Source organism: Streptomyces sp. NBC_01314, from assembly GCF_041435215.1.
GTDB lineage: Bacteria > Actinomycetota > Actinomycetes > Streptomycetales > Streptomycetaceae > Streptomyces.
Genome location: NZ_CP108394.1, coordinates 5,448,499 through 5,471,896 on the forward strand (window position 1 = coordinate 5,448,499; position 23,398 = coordinate 5,471,896).

At 71.0% G+C, this 23,398-nt stretch carries 20 protein-coding genes and 1 pseudogene; 10 read left to right on the forward strand and 11 right to left on the reverse strand.

All coding sequences use genetic code 11. The features are described 5' to 3' along the window. The first annotated feature begins 307 nt into the window (after positions 1 to 307). Positions 308 to 1,369 carry a hypothetical protein gene (locus OG622_RS23875; protein WP_371578667.1) on the forward strand — a complete coding sequence of 354 codons (1,062 nt, stop codon included), beginning with the start codon at positions 308 to 310 and terminating at the stop codon, positions 1,367 to 1,369. 149 nt (positions 1,370 to 1,518) lie between these two features. On the opposite strand, the gene OG622_RS23880 is transcribed toward OG622_RS23875, so the two are convergent. Beyond that, positions 1,519 to 1,995, reverse strand: a complete 477-nt coding sequence (locus tag OG622_RS23880) for a MarR family winged helix-turn-helix transcriptional regulator (RefSeq protein ID WP_371578668.1) — start codon at positions 1,993 to 1,995, stop codon at positions 1,519 to 1,521. A gap of 311 nt (positions 1,996 to 2,306) precedes the next feature. On the opposite strand from OG622_RS23880, the gene OG622_RS23885 reads away from it, so the two are divergent. Together OG622_RS23885 and OG622_RS23890 are read left to right on the forward strand one after the other, a co-directional pair. Next, positions 2,307 to 3,506, forward strand: coding sequence for a cytochrome P450 (locus OG622_RS23885; RefSeq protein WP_371584192.1), 1,200 nt, complete (start codon positions 2,307 to 2,309; stop codon positions 3,504 to 3,506). A gap of 99 nt (positions 3,507 to 3,605) precedes the next feature. Then, a complete protein-coding gene (locus OG622_RS23890; RefSeq protein ID WP_371578669.1) occupies positions 3,606 to 3,806 on the forward strand; it encodes a ferredoxin in 201 nt (66 codons plus the stop codon). A gap of 196 nt (positions 3,807 to 4,002) precedes the next feature. On the opposite strand, the gene OG622_RS23895 is transcribed toward OG622_RS23890, so the two are convergent. Further along, positions 4,003 to 4,698, reverse strand: a complete 696-nt coding sequence (locus OG622_RS23895) for a TetR/AcrR family transcriptional regulator (RefSeq protein WP_371578670.1) — start codon at positions 4,696 to 4,698, stop codon at positions 4,003 to 4,005. Positions 4,699 to 4,825: 127 nt separating this feature from the next. Between OG622_RS23895 and OG622_RS23900 the strand changes: the two genes are divergently transcribed. The 3 genes from OG622_RS23900 (at position 4,826) to OG622_RS23910 (ending at position 8,858) form a co-directional block, all read left to right on the forward strand. Then, positions 4,826 to 5,824: a patatin-like phospholipase family protein gene (locus OG622_RS23900; RefSeq protein ID WP_371578671.1), complete on the forward strand. Its 999-nt coding sequence runs from the start codon at positions 4,826 to 4,828 to the stop codon at positions 5,822 to 5,824. Positions 5,825 to 5,985: 161 nt separating this feature from the next. Beyond that, complete coding sequence (locus OG622_RS23905; protein WP_371578672.1) at positions 5,986 to 7,164, forward strand: cytochrome P450; 1,179 nt, start codon at positions 5,986 to 5,988, stop codon at positions 7,162 to 7,164. A 245-nt stretch (positions 7,165 to 7,409) separates the two neighbouring features. Continuing rightward, the gene (locus tag OG622_RS23910; protein WP_371578673.1) at positions 7,410 to 8,858 is read left to right on the forward strand and encodes an alpha/beta hydrolase; all 1,449 of its coding nucleotides are present in this window, start codon (positions 7,410 to 7,412) and stop codon (positions 8,856 to 8,858) included. A gap of 336 nt (positions 8,859 to 9,194) precedes the next feature. Here the strand turns inward: OG622_RS23910 and OG622_RS23915 are convergent, their stop codons facing one another. After that, complete coding sequence (locus tag OG622_RS23915; protein ID WP_371578674.1) at positions 9,195 to 9,794, reverse strand: hypothetical protein; 600 nt, start codon at positions 9,792 to 9,794, stop codon at positions 9,195 to 9,197. Between the two features lie 146 nt (positions 9,795 to 9,940). Here OG622_RS23915 and OG622_RS23920 point away from each other — a divergent pair, with 146 nt between their 5' ends. After that, positions 9,941 to 10,090, forward strand: a complete 150-nt coding sequence (locus tag OG622_RS23920; RefSeq protein WP_371578675.1) for a hypothetical protein — start codon at positions 9,941 to 9,943, stop codon at positions 10,088 to 10,090. Next, entirely contained in the window at positions 10,087 to 10,281 is a 195-nt protein-coding gene (locus tag OG622_RS23925) for a hypothetical protein (RefSeq protein WP_371578676.1), read from the forward strand. The genes OG622_RS23920 and OG622_RS23925 overlap by 4 nt, the downstream gene beginning before the upstream one ends. Positions 10,282 to 10,672: 391 nt before the next feature. Here OG622_RS23925 and argG read toward each other — a convergent pair whose 3' ends face one another. After that, positions 10,673 to 12,124 (reverse strand): argininosuccinate synthase, encoded by a 1,452-nt coding sequence (argG, locus tag OG622_RS23930; protein ID WP_371578677.1) that lies wholly within the window; start codon positions 12,122 to 12,124, stop codon positions 10,673 to 10,675. 164 nt (positions 12,125 to 12,288) lie between these two features. After that, a complete protein-coding gene (locus OG622_RS23935; protein WP_371578678.1) occupies positions 12,289 to 12,708 on the reverse strand; it encodes a VOC family protein in 420 nt (139 codons plus the stop codon). Positions 12,709 to 12,767: 59 nt separating this feature from the next. On the opposite strand from OG622_RS23935, the pseudogene OG622_RS23940 reads away from it, so the two are divergent. Continuing rightward, positions 12,768 to 13,235: pseudogene (locus tag OG622_RS23940) on the forward strand (HIT family protein); the annotation flags it as partial. Positions 13,236 to 13,317: 82 nt separating this feature from the next. On the opposite strand, the gene OG622_RS23945 reads toward OG622_RS23940, so the two are convergent. From OG622_RS23945 to OG622_RS23965, 5 genes are all read right to left on the reverse strand, one after another. Beyond that, positions 13,318 to 13,929 (reverse strand): 3'-5' exonuclease, encoded by a 612-nt coding sequence (locus tag OG622_RS23945; RefSeq protein ID WP_371578679.1) that lies wholly within the window; start codon positions 13,927 to 13,929, stop codon positions 13,318 to 13,320. Between the two features lie 74 nt (positions 13,930 to 14,003). Further along, positions 14,004 to 15,377 (reverse strand): serine hydrolase domain-containing protein, encoded by a 1,374-nt coding sequence (locus OG622_RS23950; RefSeq protein WP_371578680.1) that lies wholly within the window; start codon positions 15,375 to 15,377, stop codon positions 14,004 to 14,006. 176 nt (positions 15,378 to 15,553) lie between these two features. After that, positions 15,554 to 16,486, reverse strand: a complete 933-nt coding sequence (locus tag OG622_RS23955) for a hypothetical protein (protein ID WP_371578681.1) — start codon at positions 16,484 to 16,486, stop codon at positions 15,554 to 15,556. A gap of 130 nt (positions 16,487 to 16,616) precedes the next feature. Beyond that, positions 16,617 to 17,555 carry a phosphotransferase gene (locus tag OG622_RS23960; RefSeq protein WP_371578682.1) on the reverse strand — a complete coding sequence of 313 codons (939 nt, stop codon included), beginning with the start codon at positions 17,553 to 17,555 and terminating at the stop codon, positions 16,617 to 16,619. A 28-nt stretch (positions 17,556 to 17,583) separates the two neighbouring features. Beyond that, complete coding sequence (locus tag OG622_RS23965) at positions 17,584 to 18,516, reverse strand: hypothetical protein (RefSeq protein WP_371578683.1); 933 nt, start codon at positions 18,514 to 18,516, stop codon at positions 17,584 to 17,586. 255 nt (positions 18,517 to 18,771) lie between these two features. Here OG622_RS23965 and OG622_RS23970 point away from each other — a divergent pair, with 255 nt between their 5' ends. Next, positions 18,772 to 22,704: a glycoside hydrolase family 2 TIM barrel-domain containing protein gene (locus OG622_RS23970; protein ID WP_371578684.1), complete on the forward strand. Its 3,933-nt coding sequence runs from the start codon at positions 18,772 to 18,774 to the stop codon at positions 22,702 to 22,704. A gap of 105 nt (positions 22,705 to 22,809) precedes the next feature. Here the strand turns inward: OG622_RS23970 and OG622_RS23975 are convergent, their stop codons facing one another. Further along, the gene (locus OG622_RS23975) at positions 22,810 to 23,391 is read right to left on the reverse strand and encodes an HD family hydrolase (protein ID WP_371578685.1); all 582 of its coding nucleotides are present in this window, start codon (positions 23,389 to 23,391) and stop codon (positions 22,810 to 22,812) included. Between the last annotated feature and the right edge of the window lie 7 nt (positions 23,392 to 23,398).

Below are 23,398 nucleotides of genomic sequence, written 5' to 3' on the forward strand. Positions count from 1 at the left end.
CGGTGGGCGCGGGTTGCCTGTTGAGGCGGAATTCGACGAAACGCGCGGTGAGCACGCGTCAGACACATGCCCGAGCATCCCTGCGGGACCGGCTCCAAGTCCCCGGTGAATCCGCGCAGGAGCGTCACACAGCCTGCACACAGCTCTGAGAATGCCTCGTTAGCGTTGCTGACCGCTCGATCCGCTCGATCCCGCGTGCGAACGTGACGCGACCGGGCCGCGGCCCGGCGGGTCGACGGCATGCCACCACAGAAAGACCCCGATGGACTACTGCTCCTCATGTCGCCGACATCTCAACGGTGCCCTCGTGTGCCCCGGCTGCGGCGCCTACGCGCCCGACATAGCCCCGGCCACGATCGACAGCCGCGTCGCCCCGTCCCGGCCCACCGGGACGACGACCGGGTCGGTGATGGTCCCGCTGCCGACGGCGACCTGGGGGTACGGGGCGACGGACGGTAGTTGGCTCGACGGGACGGTGGCGGACGGGACGGCGACCGAGGGGTTCGCGGGGGACGGGTTCACGTCCGAGGGGTTCGCGGGGGACGGGTTCACGGCGGACGGGTTCGCGGGGGACGGGTTCACGGCGGACGGGCCGACGTTCGGCGGCAAGGACGTCGAAGTGGACGCGAAGGCCAACGCCGACGCCGACGCGGTCGCCATCACCGGCATGGGCATGGGCGTGGACGTGGACGTGGAGGGTGTCCCGGCGGTGCCGCGGGGGCGGGCCGCGCGGCGGCGTCAGGTGGCGCGGTGGAAGAAGAACCAGCGCCGGGCCGTGGTCGCGACCGCTGTCGCGCTGGTCGGCGGCGGTCTGACCGTCCTGGGGATGGACCGGCAGTCCACCGACCGCACCCAGGCGGCCACGGCACCGGACGCCGAGAGCCTGGGCGCCGTCGAGGAACAGGGCTCGCAGCGCGGCCGTACGCCGACGACGGAGACCGACGACGCGCGGCGCACCTCGGACACCCCCGCCACCACGTGGTCCCCGTCCGGCGACACCTCGCGCGACCGTTCCGCGGCGGACAGGGCGGACTCCCGCGCGAACCACCCCAACTCGCCCCGCACGGCGTCGGCCACGCCGTCCGCCAAGCAGGCGCGGACCGGCTCCTCCACCGACGGGACGGCCACCGACACCGCCACCCTGACGGACGAGACGACCACACCCCCGGCCACAGACGGCTCCGGTTCCTCGGCGGACACGGGGACGAGCACGGGCTCGGACACCGGCACCGGGACCGACACCGGTGCGGAGTCGGGAAGCGGCACCGGCTCGGGCACGGGCACGGGCACGTCGGACGGTTCCGGCTCCGACACGGCTACGACGTCACCCTCGGGGCTGTGCCTGCTCGGGATCGTCTGCGTGAGCTGACGTACGAACGACCGGATGCGCAGGGGCTGACCGCCGCCAGACGGTCAGCCCTCTCCAGTCCCATGTCCCGACGTCCCCACATCCTTACCGGCTTACTGGCATCCGTCCGCCCGCGCCCGTCAGCGCCCGTCAGTGCCCGTCAGTGCCCGTCAGTGTTCGTCGGCCATCGGGCGTGGCCAAGAACGTCCGCTGACGCGTTCGATGTCGGTGTTGAACCGCTCCAGGTCGGCGACGAAGCGCTGGAGGCGCTCGGCGGGCCAGTCGGCGATGACGCCGGTGAGGCCGTCGACGAACTCCTCGCGCTGCTCGGCGAGACGCGCCGCTCCCCTGTCGGTGACACGGAACTTGCGGGCCACTCCCCCTTCGGGGTCGAGGGTCCGCTCCACCAGGCCCTCCCGCAGGAGCGCCGAGGTCTGCCGGGTGAACGTGGACGCGTTGAACCCGAACGCCTCCACGAAGTCCGGGATGGACATGGGCCCTTGGGCCTCCAGCCTGCTGAGCAGGACATAGGCGCTGCGGTCCAGGGCACCGCCGTCGCGAACGCCACGCGGAGTCGACGTGTCGCGGTTCCGCGTCAGGATCAGCAGCTCCCGCTCGATGCGCTTCCCCGCCTCTCGGGCATCCACCGGTCTCCTCCTGCCTGTCTGGCCTGTTCGGCCCGTCCGGCCTTCATGGGCCCTCACCCTACGTCGAGATTGCGCCATGCATGGAGAGTGCAGGATGCACCATTGATGCACGATGCACTACCTGTGTAGCGTGCATTTCCATCTCCCTCCCCTTCCCCCCACCAGGAGATGCCGAGATGAGCCAGGTCGAGATGAACGGGAACCCGCCGGCCCAGCCGACTGAGTCGAACCAGACGAACACGAACCAGACGAGCAGGAACGACCAGCCCCACCCCGACACAGGCCCGGACGACGAGGTGGTCCGGCTGCCGATGACCAGCGACGGCCCCCTGGACCCGCCCGCCGCATGGGAGCGGCTGCGCGAGCGGTGCCCGGTGGCCACGGTCGAGTTGCCGAGCGGCGACAGGGCGAAGTTCTTGAGCCGGTACGACGATGTCCGCGCCCTCCTCTCCGACCCCCGCTTCGCCCGCCCGCGCGCCGGGGACGACAGCGCCCGCCTCTCCGCCGACGGCTCGGGCGGCGTCGCGGCCGACGCGTCCCCCGAGTACGCGCTGTCGATCCCGGAGACCGGCGAGCCGCATCTACGGTGGCGGCGCCAGGTCGGCCGGTACTTCACCGCGAAACGCATGGCGGCCCTGCGCCCCGGCATGGCGAGGATCGCCGAGTCACTGCTCGACGACATGATCGAGCGCGGGCAGCCCGCCGACCTCAAGGCGGCCCTCGGCTTCCCGCTCCCGGTGTACGTCATCTGCGACCTGCTCGGCGCGCCGGCCGAGGACCGCGACCGCTTCTCGCACTGGTCCGACGCGTTCCTGAACGTCAGCCGGTTCTCGAAGGAGGAGACGCGGGCGGCGTTCACGGAGTTCGCGCGGTACATGGCCGAACTCGTCGCGGCGAAGCGGGCCGAGCCGGGCGAGGACCTGCTCAGCATGCTCATCGTGGACGGGGCCGCGCTGCCGGAGGCGGACCGGCTCACCGACGCCGAACTCCTCGCCACCGGTATGGGGTTGCTGGTGGCCGGCCACGAGACCACCGCGAACATGATCGGCAAGATGGCCGCTCTGCTGCTGGCCGACCGCGGCCGGTGGGAGCAGCTGCTCGCCGACCCCTCCCTCGTCCGTACGGCGGTGGAGGAGGTACTGCGCTTCGACGCCAATCTCAGCGCTTTCGGGATGCGGCGTTATCTGAGCGAGGACGTGGACCTCGACGGGGAGTCGCTGCCCGGCGGCACCACCGTGTTCTGCGGCATGTCCTCCGCCAACCGGGACGATCGCGTGTTCGCCTCCCCCGCCGAGATGGACCTGACCCGCAGCCCCAACCCGCACCTCACCTTCGGCGCCGGCCCCCACTCCTGCCTCGGTCAGGCCCTCGCCCGCACCGAGCTGCAGGTCGTCCTCGAAGTCCTCCTCCGCAAACTGCCCACCCTCGAACTCGCAGTCCCCGCCAACGAGTTGCGGAAGGTCGAGGGCCTCCTCGTGGGGGGCCTGTGCGAGGTACCCGTGCACTGGTGATCCCCGAACGAACAGACACGACAACCGCCTACCGCCTACCGCCTACCGCCTACCGCCTACCGCCTACCGCCTACCGCCTACCGGGCAGGAGGATCACTCTTGAAGGTCCACGTCGACGAGGCGAAATGCTGCGGCGCCGGTCAGTGCGTCCTCATCGCCCCCGAGGTCTTCGACCAACGCGACGAGGACGGCGTCGTCGTACTCCTCGACCCGGCCCCCGCCCCGCCGCACCACCCGACCGTCCGCGAGGCGGCGGCGGTCTGCCCGGCGGCGGCGATCACCCTCGACGAGGAGAAGTGATCCGGGCGGCGGGTCGGCCGAGGACCGAAGGCCGGCCGGCACGGGCGGCGAGCCGAGACCGGGCGTGAGCCGGCCGAGACCGAGTCTGAGCCGCAGGCGGCGCGTCGGCCACCGGTTCTCCGCCCGGCGGCCCTGATTCCCGCCCACGCTCCCGGGCCTCGCCGGCCCCGCCCCCGCCCCGCCCCGCCCGTCTGCCCTACGCCCTGGGCGCCGCCCGATGCGGCCCCAACTCCGCCAGCACGTTCCCGAGTTGCTCGGCGGTGAGGGCGGGCTCGGGCAGGGGCGGCGGGGGTGTGGCCGTGGTTGCCAGCGGGCGGAGGCTGTCGAGGAGGAGGGCCAGGGGGCGGCGCCAGGCGTCGGGTGCGGTCGCGGTGGTGAGGGCGGGGACGGCACGGCCCAGGGCGGCGAGGGCGAAGAGGACGTCCTCGGTGGTGATGTCGGCCCGGATGGTGCCCTCGTCACGGCCGCGCCGCAGCAGGTGGTCCACGGTCCGCCGGTTGTGCTCGTGCACGTCCGCAAGGACGTCGACGCCGCGTACGTGCGTGGTCATGAGGTCGTTCGTGCCCCGGTCGGCCGCGAGCGTGTCGAAGACGGCCTTGAGGTAGTCGTTCAGCCCGGTCCAGGCGTCCGGGGCGGTCCGGACCCGGTCCCCGATGGCCATCGTGCCCGTGAGCTGGTCGTGGAAGACGGCTTCGATGAGGGAGGCGCGGCTCGGGAAGTGCCGGTAGAGCGTCGCGTTCCCCACCCCGGCCCGGCGGGCGATCACATCCAGCGGCGCTTCGAGCCCCTGCTCGGTGAACACCTCGTGGGCCGCCGCCACCAGCAGCTCCCAGTTGCGCTGCGCGTCCCGCCGCCGTGACGGCGGTGTCGCACGGCCCGCACCGACGGTCATCCTGGCCTCCGCGATAAACGGGGACTGCGCCCCGGTGCCGAAGCCCCGATGTTATCGTCGAGGCAGAAAACGGGGAGTACTCCCCATATTCCTGTCCCCCTCCGGGACGCGGCACGGGAGGTACAGCGTGGGCAGCGGTACGGCACTGGTACTCGGCGGCGGAGGCCCGGTCGGCTGGGCGTGGATGAGCGGGGTGCTCGCCGGACTCACGGACGCCGGTGTCGACCTCGACCGGGCGGACGTCGTCATCGGCACCTCGGCGGGCGCGATCTACGGCTCCCGGCTCGTGAGCGGCGAGACACCGCGCGAGATCTACGAACGCCAGCTCGTCGGCGCCGACCGCATCGCCATGAAGGTCACCCTCTCCCAGACCCTCCGCTTCCTCTGGGCAGCCCTCGGTTCCCGCGATCCCGACCGCTCCGTACGCCGCCTCGCCCGTGCCGCCCTGGCAGCCCATCCCGAACCCGACCCCGGCTTCCTCGACGTCCTACGACCGCTCCTGCGCGGCGCGGAGAACGGAGGACCGGCAGAGACAGCAGAGACGGGAGAGACGGGAGAGACGACGGCAGGGCATACCGGGCAGACGGAGGATCGCCCACCGCGTGTGACTCGCACGGCCCACACGACAGGCGGCTGGCCCGAACGGGCCCTGCGCATCACCGCGGTCGACGCCCTGACCGGCGAATTGACCGCCTTCGACGCCACCTCGCAGGTCACGCTGCTCGAAGCGGTGGCCGCCAGTTGTGCCGTACCGGTGGTCTCAGCACCCGTCGCGGCGGCCGGCCGTCGCTGGCTGGACGGCGGCTGCCGCTCGACCGCCAACCTCGACCTGGTCAGCGGTTACGAACGTGTCCTGGCCGTCGCGCCGATCCCGAAGGCCGTGGGCCCCCACCCCAGCGCCCAGCAGCAGGCCGCCGAACTCTCCGCCGGGGGCACCGCCGTGGTCCTCCTCACCCCGGACTCCGCCTCCCGCCGGGCGATGGGCCGCGACATGACCGCCGACTCCCGCCGCCCTGCCGCGGCCCGCGCCGGTCACGCGCAGGCGACGGCGGCGGCAGGGCCCGTAGCCGAAATCTGGCATGGCCGGGCACGGCCTGGCGCGGCCGGGGAACCCGAGGACCGTTGACGGCCCAGCACCCGCGGCCGGGACCCGCAACCGCGACTCACCACCCACGGCCCACACCTCGAACCCGGTGTTCAGGAGCGCACCCCCACCACGCACCACCCGCCACCCGCCACCCGCCACCCAGCGAACCGCGAACGCGAACCGAAAGGCGACGACCAGCCATGCGAGCACCCACCCTGAATGAACTGGCCCCCGACGGACACGACTTCGCGGCCGACCCCCACCCCGTCTACGCGGCCCTGCGCGCGAAGGGCCCCGTGCACCGGGTGCACCTCCCGCAGACGGGTGACTGCTGGCTGGTGGTGAGCAGGGACGCCGCACGAGCCGCGCTGACGGACCCCCGGCTGAGCAACGACATCCGCCACTCCGCCTGGGACACGGACGGCGGCAACGCGATCGGTGTCAACATGCTCCAGAGCGACCCGCCGCAGCACACCCGCCTGCGCCAGTCGGTCGCCACGCACTTCACGCCCGCCCGGACGGCTGCCTTACGCCCCCGGATCGAGGACCTGGCGACCGCCCTGCTGGCGGAACTGCCCGCCGGGGGCACGGCGGACCTGGTGAGCCGGTACGCGCTGCCGCTTCCCGTGGCGGTGATCTGCGAGATCCTGGGCGTCCCCGACACGGACCGGGACGTCTTCCACGACTGGTCGACGGAGCTGGTGATGCCGACGTCACCGGAGGCGGCGGCAGCCGCGGCAGCGGCGCTGACGGACTATCTCACCCACCTGATAGCCCGAAAGCGCGCGATGCCGGACGACACCCTGCTGAGCGAACTGGCGGCGACGGACGCCGAATCCCTCTCTCCCGAAGAACTCCTGGGCATGGCTTTCCTGATCCTGGTCGCGGGCCACGAGACGACGGTCAACCTCATCTCGGCGACCGTCCACAGCCTGCTCACCCGACCGGACCAACTGACGGCCCTGCGGGCAGACTTGACCCTCACCGGCGCGGCGGTCGAGGAATCCCTCCGCTACAACTCTCCCGTCCACGGGTCGGTGTTGCGTTTCGCCGCCGAGCCACTGGTCCTCGCCGACACCCCGGTCTCCCCCGGCGACGCCGTCCAGGTCTCCCTGGCCGCCGCCTCCCGGGACCCCGCGCACTTCCCCGACCCGGACCGCTTCGACCTCACCCGCCGCCCCCACGGCCACCTCGCCTTCGGCCACGGCCTCCACCACTGCCTCGGCGCCCCCCTCGCCCGCACCGAAGCCACCATCGCCCTCCGCCTCCTCATCCAGCACCACCCCCACCTCACCCTCGCCACCACTCCCGACCACCTCACCTGGCGAACCAGCACCCTCCTCCGGGGTCTGCCCGAACTCCCGGTCCGCCTGGGGTGACGCGTGGACCGTGGCCGGGAGCCGGGGTCAGCCGGCAGTGGTGACGGCCCGTTCCGCGGACGGGGCCCGCCGAGGAGCCGGGGGGCGAGGTGGATCACGACAGAGGCATAGAACCGGTGTACGGCGTCGTCGACGCTGCTGATGGAACCGTCCGTTCCGAAGCCCCCGGTGGCCGGCCCGTACGAACACCGGGAGAAGCTTGGCCATGTGTCGTTGCCCCCCAACTTTCAAGGAGACGACCGCATATGACGAAGCGTCTGGTGCGTAGAGCGGTGTTGCGTGGTGGGCTGGGTGGAGGGCTGGCCCTGGCCGGGATCGGGGCCGGGGGCGGAAGCGCCTGGGCGGCCGGGGACGGGGAGCGGCGGCGTGGGGCTGCCGGTGGGGGCGGGGAGGTGTACGTGCCGATCGCGGTCGGGGCCGGGGGCGGGCCCGTCGGGAGTGATCGGGTGCATGTGCTGAAGGTCGGGCCGCGGGACGCGGGGACCGTGGTGGTGCTGGTGCCGGGGATGTTCGGGGCGGCGAACGACTTCCGGCTGATGGCCCGGGATCTGGTGGCCTCGGTGCCCGGGATCCAGGTGTGGGCCGTCGACCGGCGCGAGGAGAACCTCGCCGACCGGAGCGGGTTCGGGAGCGGAAACGGCAACGGGCACGGAGACGGGACCAGGGACGGGGACGGGGATCTCGTCGGGTACTACCTCGACGGGCGGTATCGGGCGCTGGAGCCCGCAGCCGCCGGGTACTTCGGGCAGTGGGGGCTGGCGCGGACCCTCGACGACCTGCGGTGCGTCGTGCTCGCCGCTCGCGCGGGCGGGCGGCGGCGGGTCGTGCTCGGGGGGCATTCCTGGGGTGCGACCAGCGCGTTGGCGTACGCGGCCTGGGACTTCGACGGGCGGGCCGGGTACCGGGACCTCGTGGGGCTGGCGGTCCTCGACGGGGGCGTGCGCGGGGCGTTCGAGGGGACGGGGGCGACCGTGCGGGACTCGCCGGAGGAGGTGCGGGAGCGGCTCGCGGCGATCGCCGGCGGCCGGGTCTTCGACATGACGCTCAGCGGGGTCGGACTGGGCAGCCGGGCGGAGAGCACGCAGATCTGGTACCAGCTCGCCGGGTGGTACGCCCATCACGACCCCGAGGGGCGTTCCGTACTGCAGGACCGGGTGCCCGAGGCGCTGCGGGTGCCGTTCCCGGTGACCAACGCCGCGCTCCTCGGCTCCTTCGTCGACGCCGGCTTCGGCTGGCCGAACGACATCAGCGTCCACTCCGGACACCTCGCCGCCGAGGCCGACGCCAGTGGCGTACGGGGGTGGGTCGACGACGGGATCACGCCGATCGGGCGCGTCGCGGAGGCGTACGCGGGGCCCGTGCCCGGCGTGTGGGAGTGGTACTGGCCCGCCAGGCTCTCCGTCGACCTGGACGTGAGCGACGTCTACGCCGACACCGACCTCGCCCGTTCCCTCGGGCTGCGCCTGCGCCACGCCCCCGGCATCGACCTACCTCTCTACGCCTTCCAGACCAGCTACTCCAACGGCACCGTCGTGGAGAGCGCCCGCCGCGTCGTCGCCGAGTCCCACGTCCCGTACGCCGCCTACGAGTCCGACGAGGGCATGAACCACCTCGACCCCCTCTTCGCCGCCACGCCCCACAACACGGCCACGCACACGCTGGCAGAGTTCCTGGGGAGGATCGGCGGACGGTGACACGCGCCCAGTGACCGCCTGCGGGACCGTGGCGGACGGCCCCGCAGGCGGTCACCCGGCTCAGAGGTGCGCTCGTCTGTTCACGGGTTGCGCCGCCGGCAGGTCCAGCGGTGCCGTCCAGTGGCGTTCCGTCGCCTGGGGGCTGTCCGGCGTGTCGGTCGCGAGGTACGCCCCGTGGAACCCGGCCGCCTCGGCCACCCGCTCCAGGTACGTCGTCCCTGCCGTCCGCGGCGCCGGCCCCGCGCCCCCATGCAGTAGCCGGAAGCACGGGCGGGGGGCAGCCAGCAGGGATGTGCGGGTCCTGCATCAGAGGGATGCGCGGGCCTGTGCCCCGCGTCAGGAGTAGATCATCGGGCAGCCGCGGCGGATCGAGTGCTGGGCGGCACGCAGGTACAGGGCGACGTGGAAGGCCGTGTCGAGGTCGTCGGCCCAGGGACCCGGCCGGGTCGCGGCCACTCTCTCCGCCGTGCCGTCCCAGAACCACGTGGTCAGGTCGAGGTTGTCGCACATCTCCGGGGTCTCGGACGGCAGCTCGACGAGCGCCGCCAGCCGCTCCGCGAGGGCCAGCACCTGAGGGGCGCCGGCGACCATGGTCGACTCGATGTCGCCGGAGTCGTAGCCGGACTCAATGTCCAGCCAGATGTCCTCCTCCAGGGACAGCGGCACGAGAACCGTCCAGCCGCAGAGGGTCTCCGCCTCCTCGCGCGTGAGATGGGCGTCGCACAACCTGCCGAACCCGTCCATCGACCGGTTCAGCTTCTCCTCGAAGGCCAGCCCCGAGCCACGGACGAAGGCCGTCGCCGCAGGCACCGACACGTAGGCCGGCAGCCCCCGCCGCCCCAGTTCCTCGTTCAGCGCCGAGGCGACGTGCCCCCACCCGCCCTCCTCCTCACCGAACCACTCCTCCGCGTCGACGCTCACCAGATAGATGCCCATGGCCGGAACGTACTGCGCATCACTGCCGCCCCGGGGGTGTAGCCGGCTACACCCCCGGGGCGGCAGTGATGCGCGGCCGGATCGCCGAATGGAACCTATCCCCCGCGTACGCGCGTCCCCTCTGTTGTGCAGTTGACCGAGGAGTGTTGACCCAGGAGTTCGGGATCGCCGACGCGACGGCACACAAGATCCTCAGGTCGCTGCGCGAAGCAGGGCTGACCTGCACCGAACCCGGCCTCGGCTCCTTCGTCGCCCAGAACGCCCCGGCGTCGACCCTCACCTCAGAGAGCGAATGACCACCGTGCTCGTACTCATACTGTCCGTCGTCCTCCTGCTCGCCATCGGCGGCTGCGCCTGCGTCTACTGGACGGCCCGGGGCGACGCCCCACGCTGGGCACGCGGCGTGGCCAAGACGACCGAAGTCGCGAGTGAGCTGGTGCTCCGGGCGAACACCAAGTCCCGCACCGGCAACAACGGGGACGACTAGAGCCCTGGCGTCCCGTGACGGGGCTCGGCGCACGCGCCGTTCGTCGGCCGGAACGCAGTCGTACATGGTGTTGGCCCAGTCGTCGGGCCTGCCGAGGACGAGCCGCGCGCTACGTCGACGGGCACGAGGAACTGCCCGCCGCACCTCCCGGCGTCGATCTGCTCGGCATACTCACCACGCTCTCCCAGCCCCCCTCCTCCCGTCCCATCCGGTACGCGGCAGGACAAATCCTCAACACACTGAAGCCGAACTCGACACACTGAAGCCGAAGAAGAACGGGAGCCCCTGACGGGTGCCAGGCGGCGCATACGAAGAGGCCGGCTCGACAGGGTGATGTCGGGCCGGCCTCTTCGTGCGATGTCCTGTGATGTCCGTTGCTGTCCGCCGCCGGTCAGTCGGTGCCGAACTCCATCGCCGCGCGGTCCAGCAGTTCGTCGGCGTCGGAGCCGGTGGTCTCGCCGCGGGAGGCGATGGCCTCGGCGCCGCCCTCGGGGAGCTGGCCGATGAGACCGGTCGCGGCGGCCTGGGCCGCGCCGATCGCGGGGCTGCCGGAGCCGAGGAGACCGAGCACGGAGTACTGCTCCAGCTTGGCGCGGGAGTCGGCGATGTCGAGGTTGCGCATGGTCAGCTGGCCGATGCGGTCGACGGGGCCGAACGCGGAGTCCTCGGTGCGCTCCATGGAGAGCTTGTCGGGGTGGTAGCTGAAGGCGGGCCCGGTGGTGTCGAGGATCGAGTAGTCCTCGCCGCGCCGCAGCCGCAGGGTGACCTCGCCGGTGATCGCGGAGCCGACCCAGCGCTGCAGGGCCTCCCGGATCATCAGGGCCTGCGGGTCCAGCCAGCGGCCCTCGTACATCAGCCGACCGAGGCGACGGCCCTCGGAGTAGTACTGCGCGAGGGTGTCCTCGTTGTGGATGGCGTTGAGGAGGCGCTCGTACGCGGCGTGCAGGAGGGCCATGCCGGGGGCCTCGTAGATGCCGCGGCTCTTGGCCTCGATGATGCGGTTCTCGATCTGGTCGGACATGCCGAGGCCGTGGCGGCCGCCGATGGCGTTGGCCTCCATCACCAGGTCGACGGCGGAGGCGAACTCCTTGCCGTTGATGGTGACCGGGCGGCCCTGGTCGAAGCCGATCGTCACGTCCTCGGTGACGATCTCGACCTCGGGGTCCCAGAACCGGACGCCCATGATCGGCTCGACGGTCTCCAGGCTCGTGTCCAGGTGCTCCAGCGTCTTCGCCTCGTGGGTAGCGCCCCAGATGTTGGCGTCGGTGGAGTACGCCTTCTCCGTCGAGTCCCGGTAGGGCAGCTGGTGGGCGACCAGCCACTCGGACATCTCCTTGCGGCCACCGAGCTCGGTGACGAAGTCGGCGTCCAGCCAGGGCTTGTAGATGCGCAGGTGCGGGTTGGCGAGCAGGCCGTAGCGGTAGAACCGCTCGATGTCGTTGCCCTTGAAGGTCGAGCCGTCGCCCCAGATCTGGACGTCGTCCTCCAGCATCGCCCGGACCAGCAGCGTGCCGGTGACGGCACGGCCGAGGGGGGTCGTGTTGAAGTACGCCCGCCCGCCGGAGCGGATGTGGAACGCGCCGCAGGTCAGCGCGGCCAGGCCCTCCTCGACCAGCGCGGCCCGGCAGTCGACCAGGCGCGCGATCTCGGCACCGTAGGTCTTCGCGCGGCCGGGCACCGAGGCGATGTCGGGCTCGTCGTACTGGCCGATGTCAGCCGTGTAGGTGCAGGGGACAGCACCCTTGTCGCGCATCCACGCGACGGCGACCGAGGTGTCGAGCCCGCCCGAGAAGGCGATGCCGACGCGCTCGCCGGCCGGAAGAGAGGTGAGGACCTTGGACATAGAAATATTATGCATGCCAACGCATGATCATGCAAAGCGATGCGGGTGATTCAGCTCCCATCGCTACCGGCGCCCGCCACCGCCCCCGTCACTCCCCACCGCCCCCGTCACTCCCCACCGCCCCCGTCACTCCCCACCGCCCCCGTCACTCCCCACCGCCCCCGTCACTCCCCCTCGCCCTCATCCCCGAGTTCCGTGAAGAGGGTCAGCTGGAGGGCGCCGGGGGCTTCGAGGCGGGCGTTGAGGGAGTTCCAGGGGGTGCGGGTCGGCTCGGCGATCACCTCGGCTCCGGCCGCCGCCAGCTTCGCCGTGGTCGCGGTCGAGTCGTCCACCTGGAAGGCGACCCGGATGTGACCGGCCACGCGACGGCCCACCTCCACGTCGTCGATGAACGCCGCGTGGTTCGGATCGGTGATCTCCAGCGTCGCCCGGCCCGCTTCGAGGATCGACACCCGCCCGCCGTCGGACGAGAACGCCGCCCGCTCGGGAAGACCCAGCACATCACGGTAGAAGTGCAGCGCGGCGTCGTAGTCGGCGGCCGTGACGACCAGACGGAGTTCACGGACGGCGGGTTCGTCGGACACAACAGCTCCTGGATACTTGGGGGTTGGACCGTGAGACGGTGATTGTAAAGTCACCGGCCATGACTGAGGACTGGCGGAACGAGCGGATCGGCAGCGCGCTTCGGGGCGCGAACCCGACGGTGCTGCGGAGACTCACGGCCGGGTTCGCGGTGATCGGGGACACGCAGTTCCTGCCCGGGTACTGCGTACTGCTCGTGGACGATCCGGCGGTGGGGCGGCTGTCGGAGCTGCCGAGGGACCGGCGCACGGCGTTCCTCGCGGACATGGACCGGCTGGGCGAGGCCGTCGAGCGGGCCTGCGGGCGGCTGGATCCGGCGTTCCGGCGGGTCAACCTGGAGATCCTCGGGAACACGGACCCGTTTCTGCACGCGCATGTGTGGCCGCGGTACGAGTGGGAGCCGGCGGAGCTGGTCGGCAAGCCGGTGTGGCTGTATCCCCGTGAGCGGTGGAGCGACGAGCGGTACGCGCTCGGGCCGCGCCACGACGAGCTGCGCGAGGCGATCGGCGACGAGCTGGACCGCCTCGCGAGCCGACCGGACCCCTCACTGGACCACCTCGCGAACCGAGCAGGCCCCCTCACTGCACCACCTCACGAGCCGACCGGCCCTCTCAGAGGAGACCCTTCGGCAATGTGACCCCCGTGCCCGCCAAGTGCCGTAGCGCCGCCGCGATCGAGTGGCAGTCGAAGAGGGCCGAGTGTTCGTCGCCCGGGGCGGGCCGGGGAAGGCCCAAGGCCTGCCACAGACGGCCCGAGTTGCTGCCTGTCGTCGTCGGGGCGACGGTGTTCAGCCAGGGGCGGATGTTGAGGAAGCCGGGGGTCAGGGCGTTGTGCTTGATCTCCTCGCCCCGGGCGCGGGCCCAGCCGATGTTCTCGCCGAGGACGAGCATGTCGTTGCCGTAGGAGAGGACGGACCGGCCCTGGCAGAAGGCGAGGAAGTCGCTCAGGGCCCGGGCCGGTGCGAGGCCGTCGCGGTCGACGGCCCGCTGACCGATACCGGTGAGGGTGGTGAAGAACGGCGAGAGGACCGGGTTCACCACCGGCCGGACCAGCGCCTCGTACTCCTCGACGACGGAGTACTCCCCGCACTTCCCGTGCCCCGCACTCACCCGCAGCGCGCCGATCTGCACGATCTCCCGCAGCTGGCCGGGGGCCGACCAGTCCTGTTCCATGGCCCCCGGCCAGGTCGTGAACTCCAGGTCGAAGATGACGAAGGTGGGCAAAACACTACTCCCTGGGGTGCGAGGGCGGTTACGAGAGTGTTCTACCCACCAGCGGCCGTGACGCAGGAACGGGTTTACCGGTTCGGGGCCACCAGTCGGCTCCCGGTGGACAGATCCACACCCGCCAGGCCGTCCGGAAGGATCCGCCCGGCGTCCGCCGCCGCGATCCCGGACTTCAGCGCCGCCCCGGAGCCCGCGCCCGGCTCCTCACCCGTGTCCGCTGTCGGGCACAGCCCCTCGACGAGGTGGGTGTTGATCGCCTCGTCGATCGGGCTCGGCTCCAGGGCCGTACCGTCCTCGTTGAGGCGCTGGTACTTCATCAGGTTCAGGCCCATGGAGAGCTGGCGCTTGCCGTCCGCCCTGGTGAGGCTGATCGTGCCGGCGCCGAAGACCCCGCCGTCGTGGCCCCAGAAACGCCCGCAGCCGGGGAGGTCGAGGGTGTAGATGCCGAGGCCGTAGTCGATGGCGGCGCCCGGCCCGACCTCCACCGGGACCGTGCGCTGCATCTCGGCGAGGGAGGCCCGGCTGACGAGACCGCCGCCGGTGAGCAGCTTGCGGTAGAAGCGGTTGAGGTCGTCGGTCGTGGAGACGATCGCGCCGGCGGTGTAGGCCCAGGACATGTCGTAGACGCTGTAGTCGCGGGGCGGGTCGATGAGCCCGAAGAAGGACTCGTACATCCTGGCGTGCGGGCCCTTGATGTACGGGGTGCGCGGGTACGAGGTGTTGTCCAGCCCGGCGCGGTCGATGACGTTGCGGGTGATGTACGTCGACGCCTTCTGGCCGGTGACCTTCTCCAGGATCAGGCCGGCGACGACGTAGTTGGTGTTGGAGTACGAGCCGGGCTGCGCGCCGGGGCGGCCGGTGGCGTCGGCGGCCAGGCCCAGCCGTACCAGTTCCCGGGGCCTGATCGAGCGGAAGCGCCCCTCGTCGAGGCTGGTGGTGGAGTTCTGCGCGAGGGAGGGGAAGGCGCCGATGACGTAGTCGCCGATGTGGCTCGTGTGGTTGAGGAGCATGCGTACGGTGATGGCGTCGCCGCGCTCCCGGTCGGCGTCGGTGCCGTCGAACAGTTCGGGGACGTAGTCGGTGACCGGGGCGTCGAGACTGATCCGGCCCCGCTCCACCTGCTGCATGATCGCCACCGACGTGAACGTCTTGCTGATGCTGCCGATACGGTGCCGCATGTTCGGGGTGACCTTGCGGCCCGTGTCCACGTCGGCCAGCCCGGACGCACCGGTCCAGCGCTCCCTGCCGTCACGCACGGACGAGTACGTGCCGTACATCCCGGCCTCGTGTATCGCGTCGAGCGTGTCGCGCAGTTCGGCCCGGTCCAGCCCGGTGGGCGCCGGAGGCGGGCCCTTTGCCCCGGGCGCGGCCGACACCGTCGGCGCCGCCGTGACGAGCAGAAGTGTGGTGCCCAGCGCGGTCCCGACGAGACGTTTGATACGCACGGCGTGTCCCCCTCGATCCTGACGTTCCCGGTGGTCCCGGACGGTCAACTCCCGGTTCCTGTCAGGCGATTGTCACGAACAGCCGGTGCGCCCCGCATCCCTCCCGTGGACGACCGCCTTCACAGCGGGGCCATGACATCTGTCACGGCCCCGCCCACGTCGGTGAAAGGTGGGTGTCAGAGGCCGTACCGGGACTTCATGTGGCGCCAGAAGTCACGGAACATCCACTTGTCGAACTCGGTGATCTGGGTGGCGCTGCCGGCCTTCATCAGGAAGCAGCACTGGCCGGTGGGGGACCAGTCGTAGAAGTCGTCGAGGCCGAAGGTGTGGCCGACCTCGTGCAGGTAGATGTGGATGTTCTCCTGGTTGAGGGCGCCGGTGAAGTAGGAGCGGCCCATCCGCTGCCCCCAGTCACCGCCGGCGCCGCCGCCGAAGCCCTCGGTGAGCCAGAGGGACTGGTCGTAGTGGCGGGCGGCGCCGCCGGGACAGCGGGAGTAGTTGCCGTCCTGGTGGAAGAAGCGGCCGCAGTCGGGAGCGCACTGCGGGGCTCCGCCGTCGTCCAGCATGTTGGTGTAGATGTCGACGGAGTTGTCGCTCCACTGGAGGGTGGAGCGGTTCTTCACCGCCCAGCCGACGATGTTGACGGGGACGTTGGTGTACGGCCAGGCGTTGTGCCCCTGGCCGTTGTCGACCATCGCCGCCATCCACTTGCCGAACTGCTTCTTCAGCGCGGCGTGGATCTGGTCGCGCAGGGCGGTGCTGACCGGCTGGTCCGACTCCCAGCGGACGCAGTAGTTGACGCTTCCGCGGTTGGCCATGATCTGGTCCCAGCCGTAGTTGCGGAAGCCGTACAGGTTGCCGTACGTGGACTCGACGTGGTTCCAGACCTCGTTGAGCGGCTGGACCAGGTTCGAGGGTGGGTTCCAGACGGCCGCGGCGGCGGCGACCGCCGCCTCGGCCTGGGTCTGCGCCTGAGCTTCGGTCTGCTGAGCCTGGGCGGACCGGTCGTTCGCCGCCTGCGCGACGGACGGGGTCGTCAGGCCGGGTGCGAGCAGCACGGCCAGGACGGCGGCGAGCACGGTGAGCAGTCTTGCGATGCGGGTGCGCATGGTGAACTCCCTTGGTGGGGGCGGGATTCCACGTGCCTTCACTTCACCCTGTGGTCGCCGCCGACCGGTGCGGAGGTTGCCGACGGATTTCCCGGCATGTTCTCGGCACTCGATGTCAGCCGTCCCGGCGTCAGCCGGCCATGCCCCCGGCGAACGGCATCGTCCCCCATTGGTCGACTGCCGGCTTGAGGTACTCCACCAGCTCGGGCAGTTGCGGCACGAGCGTGAGGGAAGCGATGATCCGCAGCATTCCCACGGCGTTCACGAACCTCAGGACATGCTCGTCCAGCAGTCGCGTGCCGTTGCGCTCCGCGCCACGGTTGTACGCGGATTCGTGAACCGGCCCGAGAGCGGCCAGGTCCCACTCGACGGGGCCCAGCGTGACCAGCTCGAAGTCGGAGTAGAGGTCCCCGTCCACCCCGGAGAAGATGTTCGCCGGCGGGGAGTCACCGTGGATGGGCTGGAGGTCGATCCCCGGGAACGCTTCTTCGAACACCGTGCGTGAGCGCACCAGCGGTTCCAGGACTTGCCACTCGCGTCGTGCGCGGTCCAGCTCGGGCGCGCCGATGAGGCCGGGGAACTTGTCGAGCGCGGTGAGGCTCTCCGCGATGAACCGCGGATCGGCCGCGGACAGAAACGGCAGACGGCCCGGGTAGGCGCGCATCGCGGCGTGCAGGTCGGCAACGCTTTCGGAGTTCGCCACGTAGTCGGGTTCCTTGTCCCGGTCCTCCTCGACGAACTGCCAGAACGTCATCGAGAGCCCGTCGCGCTGAACGGGTTCCCGGGGCACGAGCGGGCTGGGAGCGATCACGGGGGTTCCCTGGTCGGCGAGCCATCGTGCCACGTCCAGTTCCGCCCGCTGGCGGCGCGCGAGGGAATCGAGGTCTTCGGAGGGTGGCAGGACCGTGGGGATCCGGACCACGACCGGTGAGGGCGCGAGGTGGACGACGACGGAGAAGACGTCGTGGAGCACCTTGGCATCAGCCACGGTGAGTCCGAGATCGCGTCCTGCTCCGACAGCCGCGTCGACTGCGGCGGAGGTGCGGTGGGCGTCGTGTGGTGGGGTCACCCCTCCGATGTTCCCTCAACTGCCTGGCTCACGGCACTGAATTACCACCCCGGGCGCCACCCTCCCCCGCCTCCCCGACACCCTGCCCGGCCGTCCCGGCGTCCTCCCCCGTCTCTTCGGTGTCCTCCCCCGCCTCCCCGAACCGCGCCAACGCCACCCCACCGCCCACACAGCCCACGAACCCGATCACCGCCAGCCACCCGTACCCGGCCCGCGTCGAGTCGCCGAGCCACGCCACCCCGAAGACGCCCGGCCAGACGGTCTCGCAGACCACCATCGCCGCCGTGGCCGCCGTCACCGAGCCGGACTGCAGGGCCTGGACGAGGAGGAGATAGCCGCCGAGACCGGAGACGACCACGGCGTACGCGGACGGCTGGGCCAGGACGGCGGGGACGGTCGCGTCCGGCAGCAGGCGTACGGCGATCGCGGTGAGGCCGAAGCTCAGGCCCGCCGCCGCGCCCAGCACGACGGCCCGGCCCCGCCGCAGCCGGTCGCCCAGCATCCAGCCGCCCGCCACCACCAGCACCGACGCGACCAGTACCGCCACCCGCAGCCCGGTGTCACCGTGTCCGTCGCCCGCGCGCCCGGCGGCCACCGCGAGCGTCGCCAGCCCCAGGCACACGACGGCCACGGCACTCCACTCGGCACGCCGCAGCCGCAGCCCCAGCACCACCGTGCCGCCCACCGCCGTGACCGCCAGCGACGCGGCGACCGCCGCCTCCACCAGGAACAACGGCACCAGCCGCAACGCCACCACCTGCGCCGCGAAGCCGAGAGTGTCCAGGCCCGCCCCGGCGAGGAAGGGCCAGCCGCGCAGCACCTCCACCACGGTCCGCCCCCGGCCGCGCGCACCCCCGGCACCCTCCTCCGCCGCCGCCCGCCGCGCGCCCAGCGCCTGCAGCACGGTCGCCGTGCCCATGCACACCGCCGCGCACGACGCCCATGCCACACCCGCCACCATGGGGGCACCGTAAGCGGCGGGACGGGCCGCGGCCGGGTCAACACCGGGGCCCGCACCCACGTGGCCGTCACCCGCTCCCCCCTCTCTCACCCTCACGACCGCACAAAGTGCGACAGATTCATTGCTCCCGTTCTGTTCGAAGTCCTAGGGTGGGCCCGGTTTTTCAACAACTTCGGACAGCATCAGACGCATCCGACACATCGAACGCTCCTCAACACGTGCACTCTCCAAAGTCGTCGAGGAAGGCCCCGGTACATGACCCACCCGCACCCGCACACAGGCACCCCAGAAGCCCGCCCTGTCATGAGCCGCCGCCGTCTGCTGGAAGGCGGCGCCGCCCTCCTCGGTGCCCTGGCCGTCTCCGGCGGCGACGCCTACGCGGCCCCCCTCAGTGGGACGCAGGCCGACGGCACCCTTGAGTGGTCCGGCAACATGGCGCTCTTCCAGGTCGGCGCCGAACCGCCCCATACCACCCTCATGCCGTACGAGGACGTCAGACAGGCGCTCACCGGCGACCGCACCCGCTCCCCGTACCGGCTGAGCCTCGACGGCAAGTGGCGGTTCGCGTACGTCGACCGGCCGGGCGACCGGGACGAGGACTTCTACAAAACGGACGTCGACGACAGGGACTGGGACACCATCCCGGTGCCGTCCAACTGGCAGCTGCACGGCTACGACTTCCCCATCTACGTCAACATCACCTACCCGTGGTGGGGCCCGAACGGCCTCGGCGAGGAGGCGCAGCCGCCGAACGCGCCGACCCGCTACAACCCCGTCGGCCAGTACCGGCGCACCTTCCAGCTCCCCAAGGACTGGACGGCCGGTGACCGCCGTACCTTCCTGCACTTCGAGGGCGTCAAGTCGGCCCACTACGTGTGGATCAACGGCGAACTCGTCGGCTACCACGAGGACTCGTACGACCCGGCCGAGTACGACATCACCAAGCACCTGAAGCCGGGGTCGAACCAGATCGCCGTCGAGGTGTACCGGTACTCGGACGGCGACTGGCTGGAGGACCAGGACATGATCCGGCTGAGCGGGATCTTCCGCTCGGTCTACCTGTACTCCACCCCGGCCGTGCACCTGCGCGACTTCAAGCTGGACACCCCGCTCGGCGACGGCTACACGACCGCCGAGCTGTCCGTCACCGCGAGCGTCCGCGCGTACGAGGCCGGGCACGAGGGGGCGTACTCCGTCGAGACCCAGCTCTACGACGCCCGCGGCCACGCCGTCTGGCCGCGCCCCCTCGTCCAGTCCGTCGCCGTCGGCGCCGACGTCGGCGAGGACGTGACCGTCCAGGCCGCCAAGGCCGTCCCCTCGCCCGAACTGTGGTCCGCCGAGCACCCGAACCTCTACACGGCCGTGCTCCACCTGCGCGACCCGCGCGGCCAGATCGTCGAGACCCTCTCCCACCGCGTCGGCCTGCGCGAGTTCGCCCTCAAGGACGGGCTGATGCGGATCAACGGGAAGCCGGTCTCCTTCCGGGGCACCAACCGGCACGAGATGCACCCCGACCGGGGCATGGCGCTCACCCGCGCCGACCTGGTCGAGGACATGGGGATCATCAAGCGGCTCAACATCAACAGCGTCCGCACCTCGCACTACCCGAACAACCCGCTCTGGTACGAGCTGGCGGACGAGTACGGCCTCTACCTCGTCGACGAGACGAACCTGGAGACGCACGGCATCCGCGACCGCTTTCCCGGAAACGACCCCGAGTGGACGAAGGCCTGCGTGGCCCGCGCCCGGAACATGGTCCACCGCGACAAGAACCACGCCTCCGTCGTCATCTGGTCCCTCGGCAACGAGGCGGGCGGCGGCTCCTCCTTCGTCGCCATGCGCGACTGGATCGAGTCGTACGACAAGACACGAGTCATCCAGTACGAGGGCGACGACCGGCCGACGATCAGCCAGATCCGCTCGGAGATGTACGACAGTCCGCAGCGGGTCGAGCAGCGGGCGAAGGACACCTCGGACACCCGGCCGTACGTGATGATCGAGTACTCGCACGCGATGGGGAACTCGATGGGCAACTTCAAGAAGTACTGGGATCTCGTACGGCGCTACCCCGTCCTGCAGGGCGGCTGGATCTGGGACTTCGTCGACCAGTCGCTGACCTGGCCGATCCCGAGGCTGAAGGTGTTCACCGATGCCGGCCCGAACGGGCTGCAGGGTCAACTCCTCACCGCGGCGGGAACGTTCAGCCGCGACAAGGGCGTGTCCGGCGCCACCGGTTTCACCCGCGACCCGGCCCTCGACCTCACCGGCTCCCTGACGCTGGAGGCCTGGGTCACCCCGCACGTCTTCGGCGGCCACCAGCCGATCATCGCCAAGGGCGACACGCAGTACGCGCTGAAGCAGAGCGACCGGAGCATCGAGTTCTTCATCTACGGCGGCGGCCAGTGGGTCAGCGTCAGCTGGGGACTCCCGGCCGACGGCTGGACCGGCCGTGAACACCATGTCGCCGGTGTCTTCGACGCCGGGGCCGGGTCCCTCACGCTCTACGTCGACGGCGAGGTGAAGGCGACCCGCACCACGACCCGCCGGCCCAGCGTGAACGTCGCTCCGCTCGCGCTCGGCACCGACACGGACAACCCGACGCGCGAGTTCAGCGGCACGATCCGGCGGGCCGGCGTGTACGCGCGCGCCCTGAGCCGGACCGAGCTGGCCTCCGGGAGCCGTGGGCCCGGCGACGACGGGGTGCGGTTCTGGTTCGACGCGGCGACGGTCGAGGTGGCGGAAAGCAGGGCGAAGGAACGCTCGTTCTTCGCGTACGGCGGTGACTGGGGCGACAACCCCAACGACGGGGCCTTCGTCGCGGACGGCATCATCAAGGCCGACCGGGGCCACACCGGCAAGGCGGCCGAGGTCAAGCGCATCTACCAGGCCGTCCACGCGAAACCGGCCACCGGCACCACCCTGACCTCGACGAAGGTCACCCTCACCAACGAGTACCTCTTCACCAACCTCCGCGAACTCGACGGCAGTTGGGCCCTGGTGGCCGACGGCAAGAAGATCCAGCAGGGCCGCCTCACCCGCGACCAGCTGGACGTCGGCCCCCTCTCCACCAAGGACATCACCGTCCCCTTCAGCCTCCCCGCCTCCCCCGCACCCGGCACCGAGTACTTCCTCGAACTCTCCTTCACCACCCAGGACGCCGCCCCGTGGGCCGAATCCGGCTTCGAGGTGGCCCGGCAGCAGCTGTCCGTCGACGCGGGCAGCCCGGCGGTGACACCCGTACCGCTGGCCGACGTCCCGGTCCTCAAGTACGAGGAGAGCGACGAGGCCGTCACCATCACCGGCAAGGGCTACCCGGGCCGCTTCTCCGTCACCATCGACCGGGCGAGCGGCACGATCACGTCGTACAAGGCGGGCGGCACCCGGCTGATCACCTCCGGTCCCGTGCCCAACTTCTGGCGGGCCCCCACCGACAACGACCACGGCAACGGACAGCACACCCGCAACCAGACCTGGCGGGACGCGGGCACGAACCGCAAGGTGACGGCCGTGACCGTCCGCCCCCTGGGCGGCGACCGGGCCGTGGAGATCAAGGTCACCGGCACCCTCCCGACGACCACCGAGTCGACGTACACCACCACCTACACGGTGTTCGGCAACGGCGAGATCAAGGTCGACAACACCCTGCACCCGGGTGCGGCCTCCCTTCCCTACATCCCGGAGGTCGGCAACCTGCTCCTGCTCAACCGCCGCCTCGACCGCCTGCACTACTACGGCCGCGGCCCCGAGGAGAACCACTGGGACCGCAACAACGGCACCGACGTGGGCCTCTACTCCGGCGAGGTCGCCGACCAGTGGTCCGGCTACATCCGCCCCCAGGAGAACGGCAACAAGACCGACATCCGCTGGGCCGCCGTCACCGACCGCGACGGTGTGGGCCTGCTGGTCTCGGGCGACTCCCTGATCGAGGTCAACGCCTCGTACTTCACCCCGGAGGACCTGTCGACGGGCCTCCGCCACGACTACCACCTCACCCCCCGCGACACCGTCGTCCTGCGCGTCAACCACCGACAGATGGGAGTCGGCGGCGACAACAGCTGGGGCGCCCACACCCACGACGAGTACAAGCTCTTCGCCAACCGCGACTACTCCTACACGTACCGGCTGCGCCCGCTGACGGACGTGGACGGGGCGACGGCGGCGTCCAGGAGGCCGACGGCGACGAAGTAGCTGGCATGACTGAGTCGGCGTAGCGGCATACGACTACGACAAGCGCTCGGCCGGGCACTCCCGGCCGAGCGTCTTGCCGGGCATGCCCCGACTACCGGCCCGACATCAACTCCGCTTCTCACCAAGCGCTGTACGCAACCAGTCCAGAGACCCGGTCGCCAGCACCGCGTCAGCGAGTTCGTTGGCCGACTTCGTGGTGAGCCGTCCGCGACTGTTGTCGATCCAGCGCTGCGCGTTCTCATAGCCCTGGGCCTTGTACTCGATGCCCTGGATCATGCATTCCAGCTTGTCGGCGTCCCGGGCACAGATGGCCTCGGCGGAATCCTTCGCCTCGTATTCGGCCACGAGTTCCCGCACGGCCGAGGCCAGGATCTCGGGCATACCGGCGACCTGGTCGTCAGTGACCGCCTGAGGGTCCGCTTCGGTGGAGTACTTCTTGCCCAGGTAGTTCACGTCACCGGTCCGCGTCTCCTGGGAGTCGTGCCACACCGCGAGGTAGGCCGCGCGTGCGGGATCTGCGCCTTCGAGCTTCGCGATGATCGTGGCGAGCAGAGCGGTACGCCACGAGTGCTCCGCCACCGACTCCGGATCGCGTACGCCGGCCATCCACCAGCCGGTGCGCTTGGTCTGCTTCAGCGTCCCCGCCTCGTACAGGAAGCGCGCCACGGCCGACAGGTCTTCAGCCACGTCGGAC

Coding starts and splice junctions, on each gene's coding strand:
- OG622_RS23885 (WP_371584192.1), top strand. CDS start 2,307: ATGACCAGCGACGGCCCCCTGGACCCGCCCGCCGCATGGGAGCGGCTG.
- OG622_RS23895 (WP_371578670.1), bottom strand. CDS start 4,698: ATGACCGTCGGTGCGGGCCGTGCGACACCGCCGTCACGGCGGCGGGAC.
- OG622_RS23905 (WP_371578672.1), top strand. CDS start 5,986: ATGCGAGCACCCACCCTGAATGAACTGGCCCCCGACGGACACGACTTC.
- OG622_RS23910 (WP_371578673.1), top strand. CDS start 7,410: ATGACGAAGCGTCTGGTGCGTAGAGCGGTGTTGCGTGGTGGGCTGGGT.
- OG622_RS23915 (WP_371578674.1), bottom strand. CDS start 9,794: ATGGGCATCTATCTGGTGAGCGTCGACGCGGAGGAGTGGTTCGGTGAG.
- OG622_RS23925 (WP_371578676.1), top strand. CDS start 10,087: ATGACCACCGTGCTCGTACTCATACTGTCCGTCGTCCTCCTGCTCGCC.
- argG (WP_371578677.1), bottom strand. CDS start 12,124: ATGTCCAAGGTCCTCACCTCTCTTCCGGCCGGCGAGCGCGTCGGCATC.
- OG622_RS23955 (WP_371578681.1), bottom strand. CDS start 16,486: ATGCGCACCCGCATCGCAAGACTGCTCACCGTGCTCGCCGCCGTCCTG.
- OG622_RS23965 (WP_371578683.1), bottom strand. CDS start 18,516: ATGGTGGCGGGTGTGGCATGGGCGTCGTGCGCGGCGGTGTGCATGGGC.
- OG622_RS23970 (WP_371578684.1), top strand. CDS start 18,772: ATGACCCACCCGCACCCGCACACAGGCACCCCAGAAGCCCGCCCTGTC.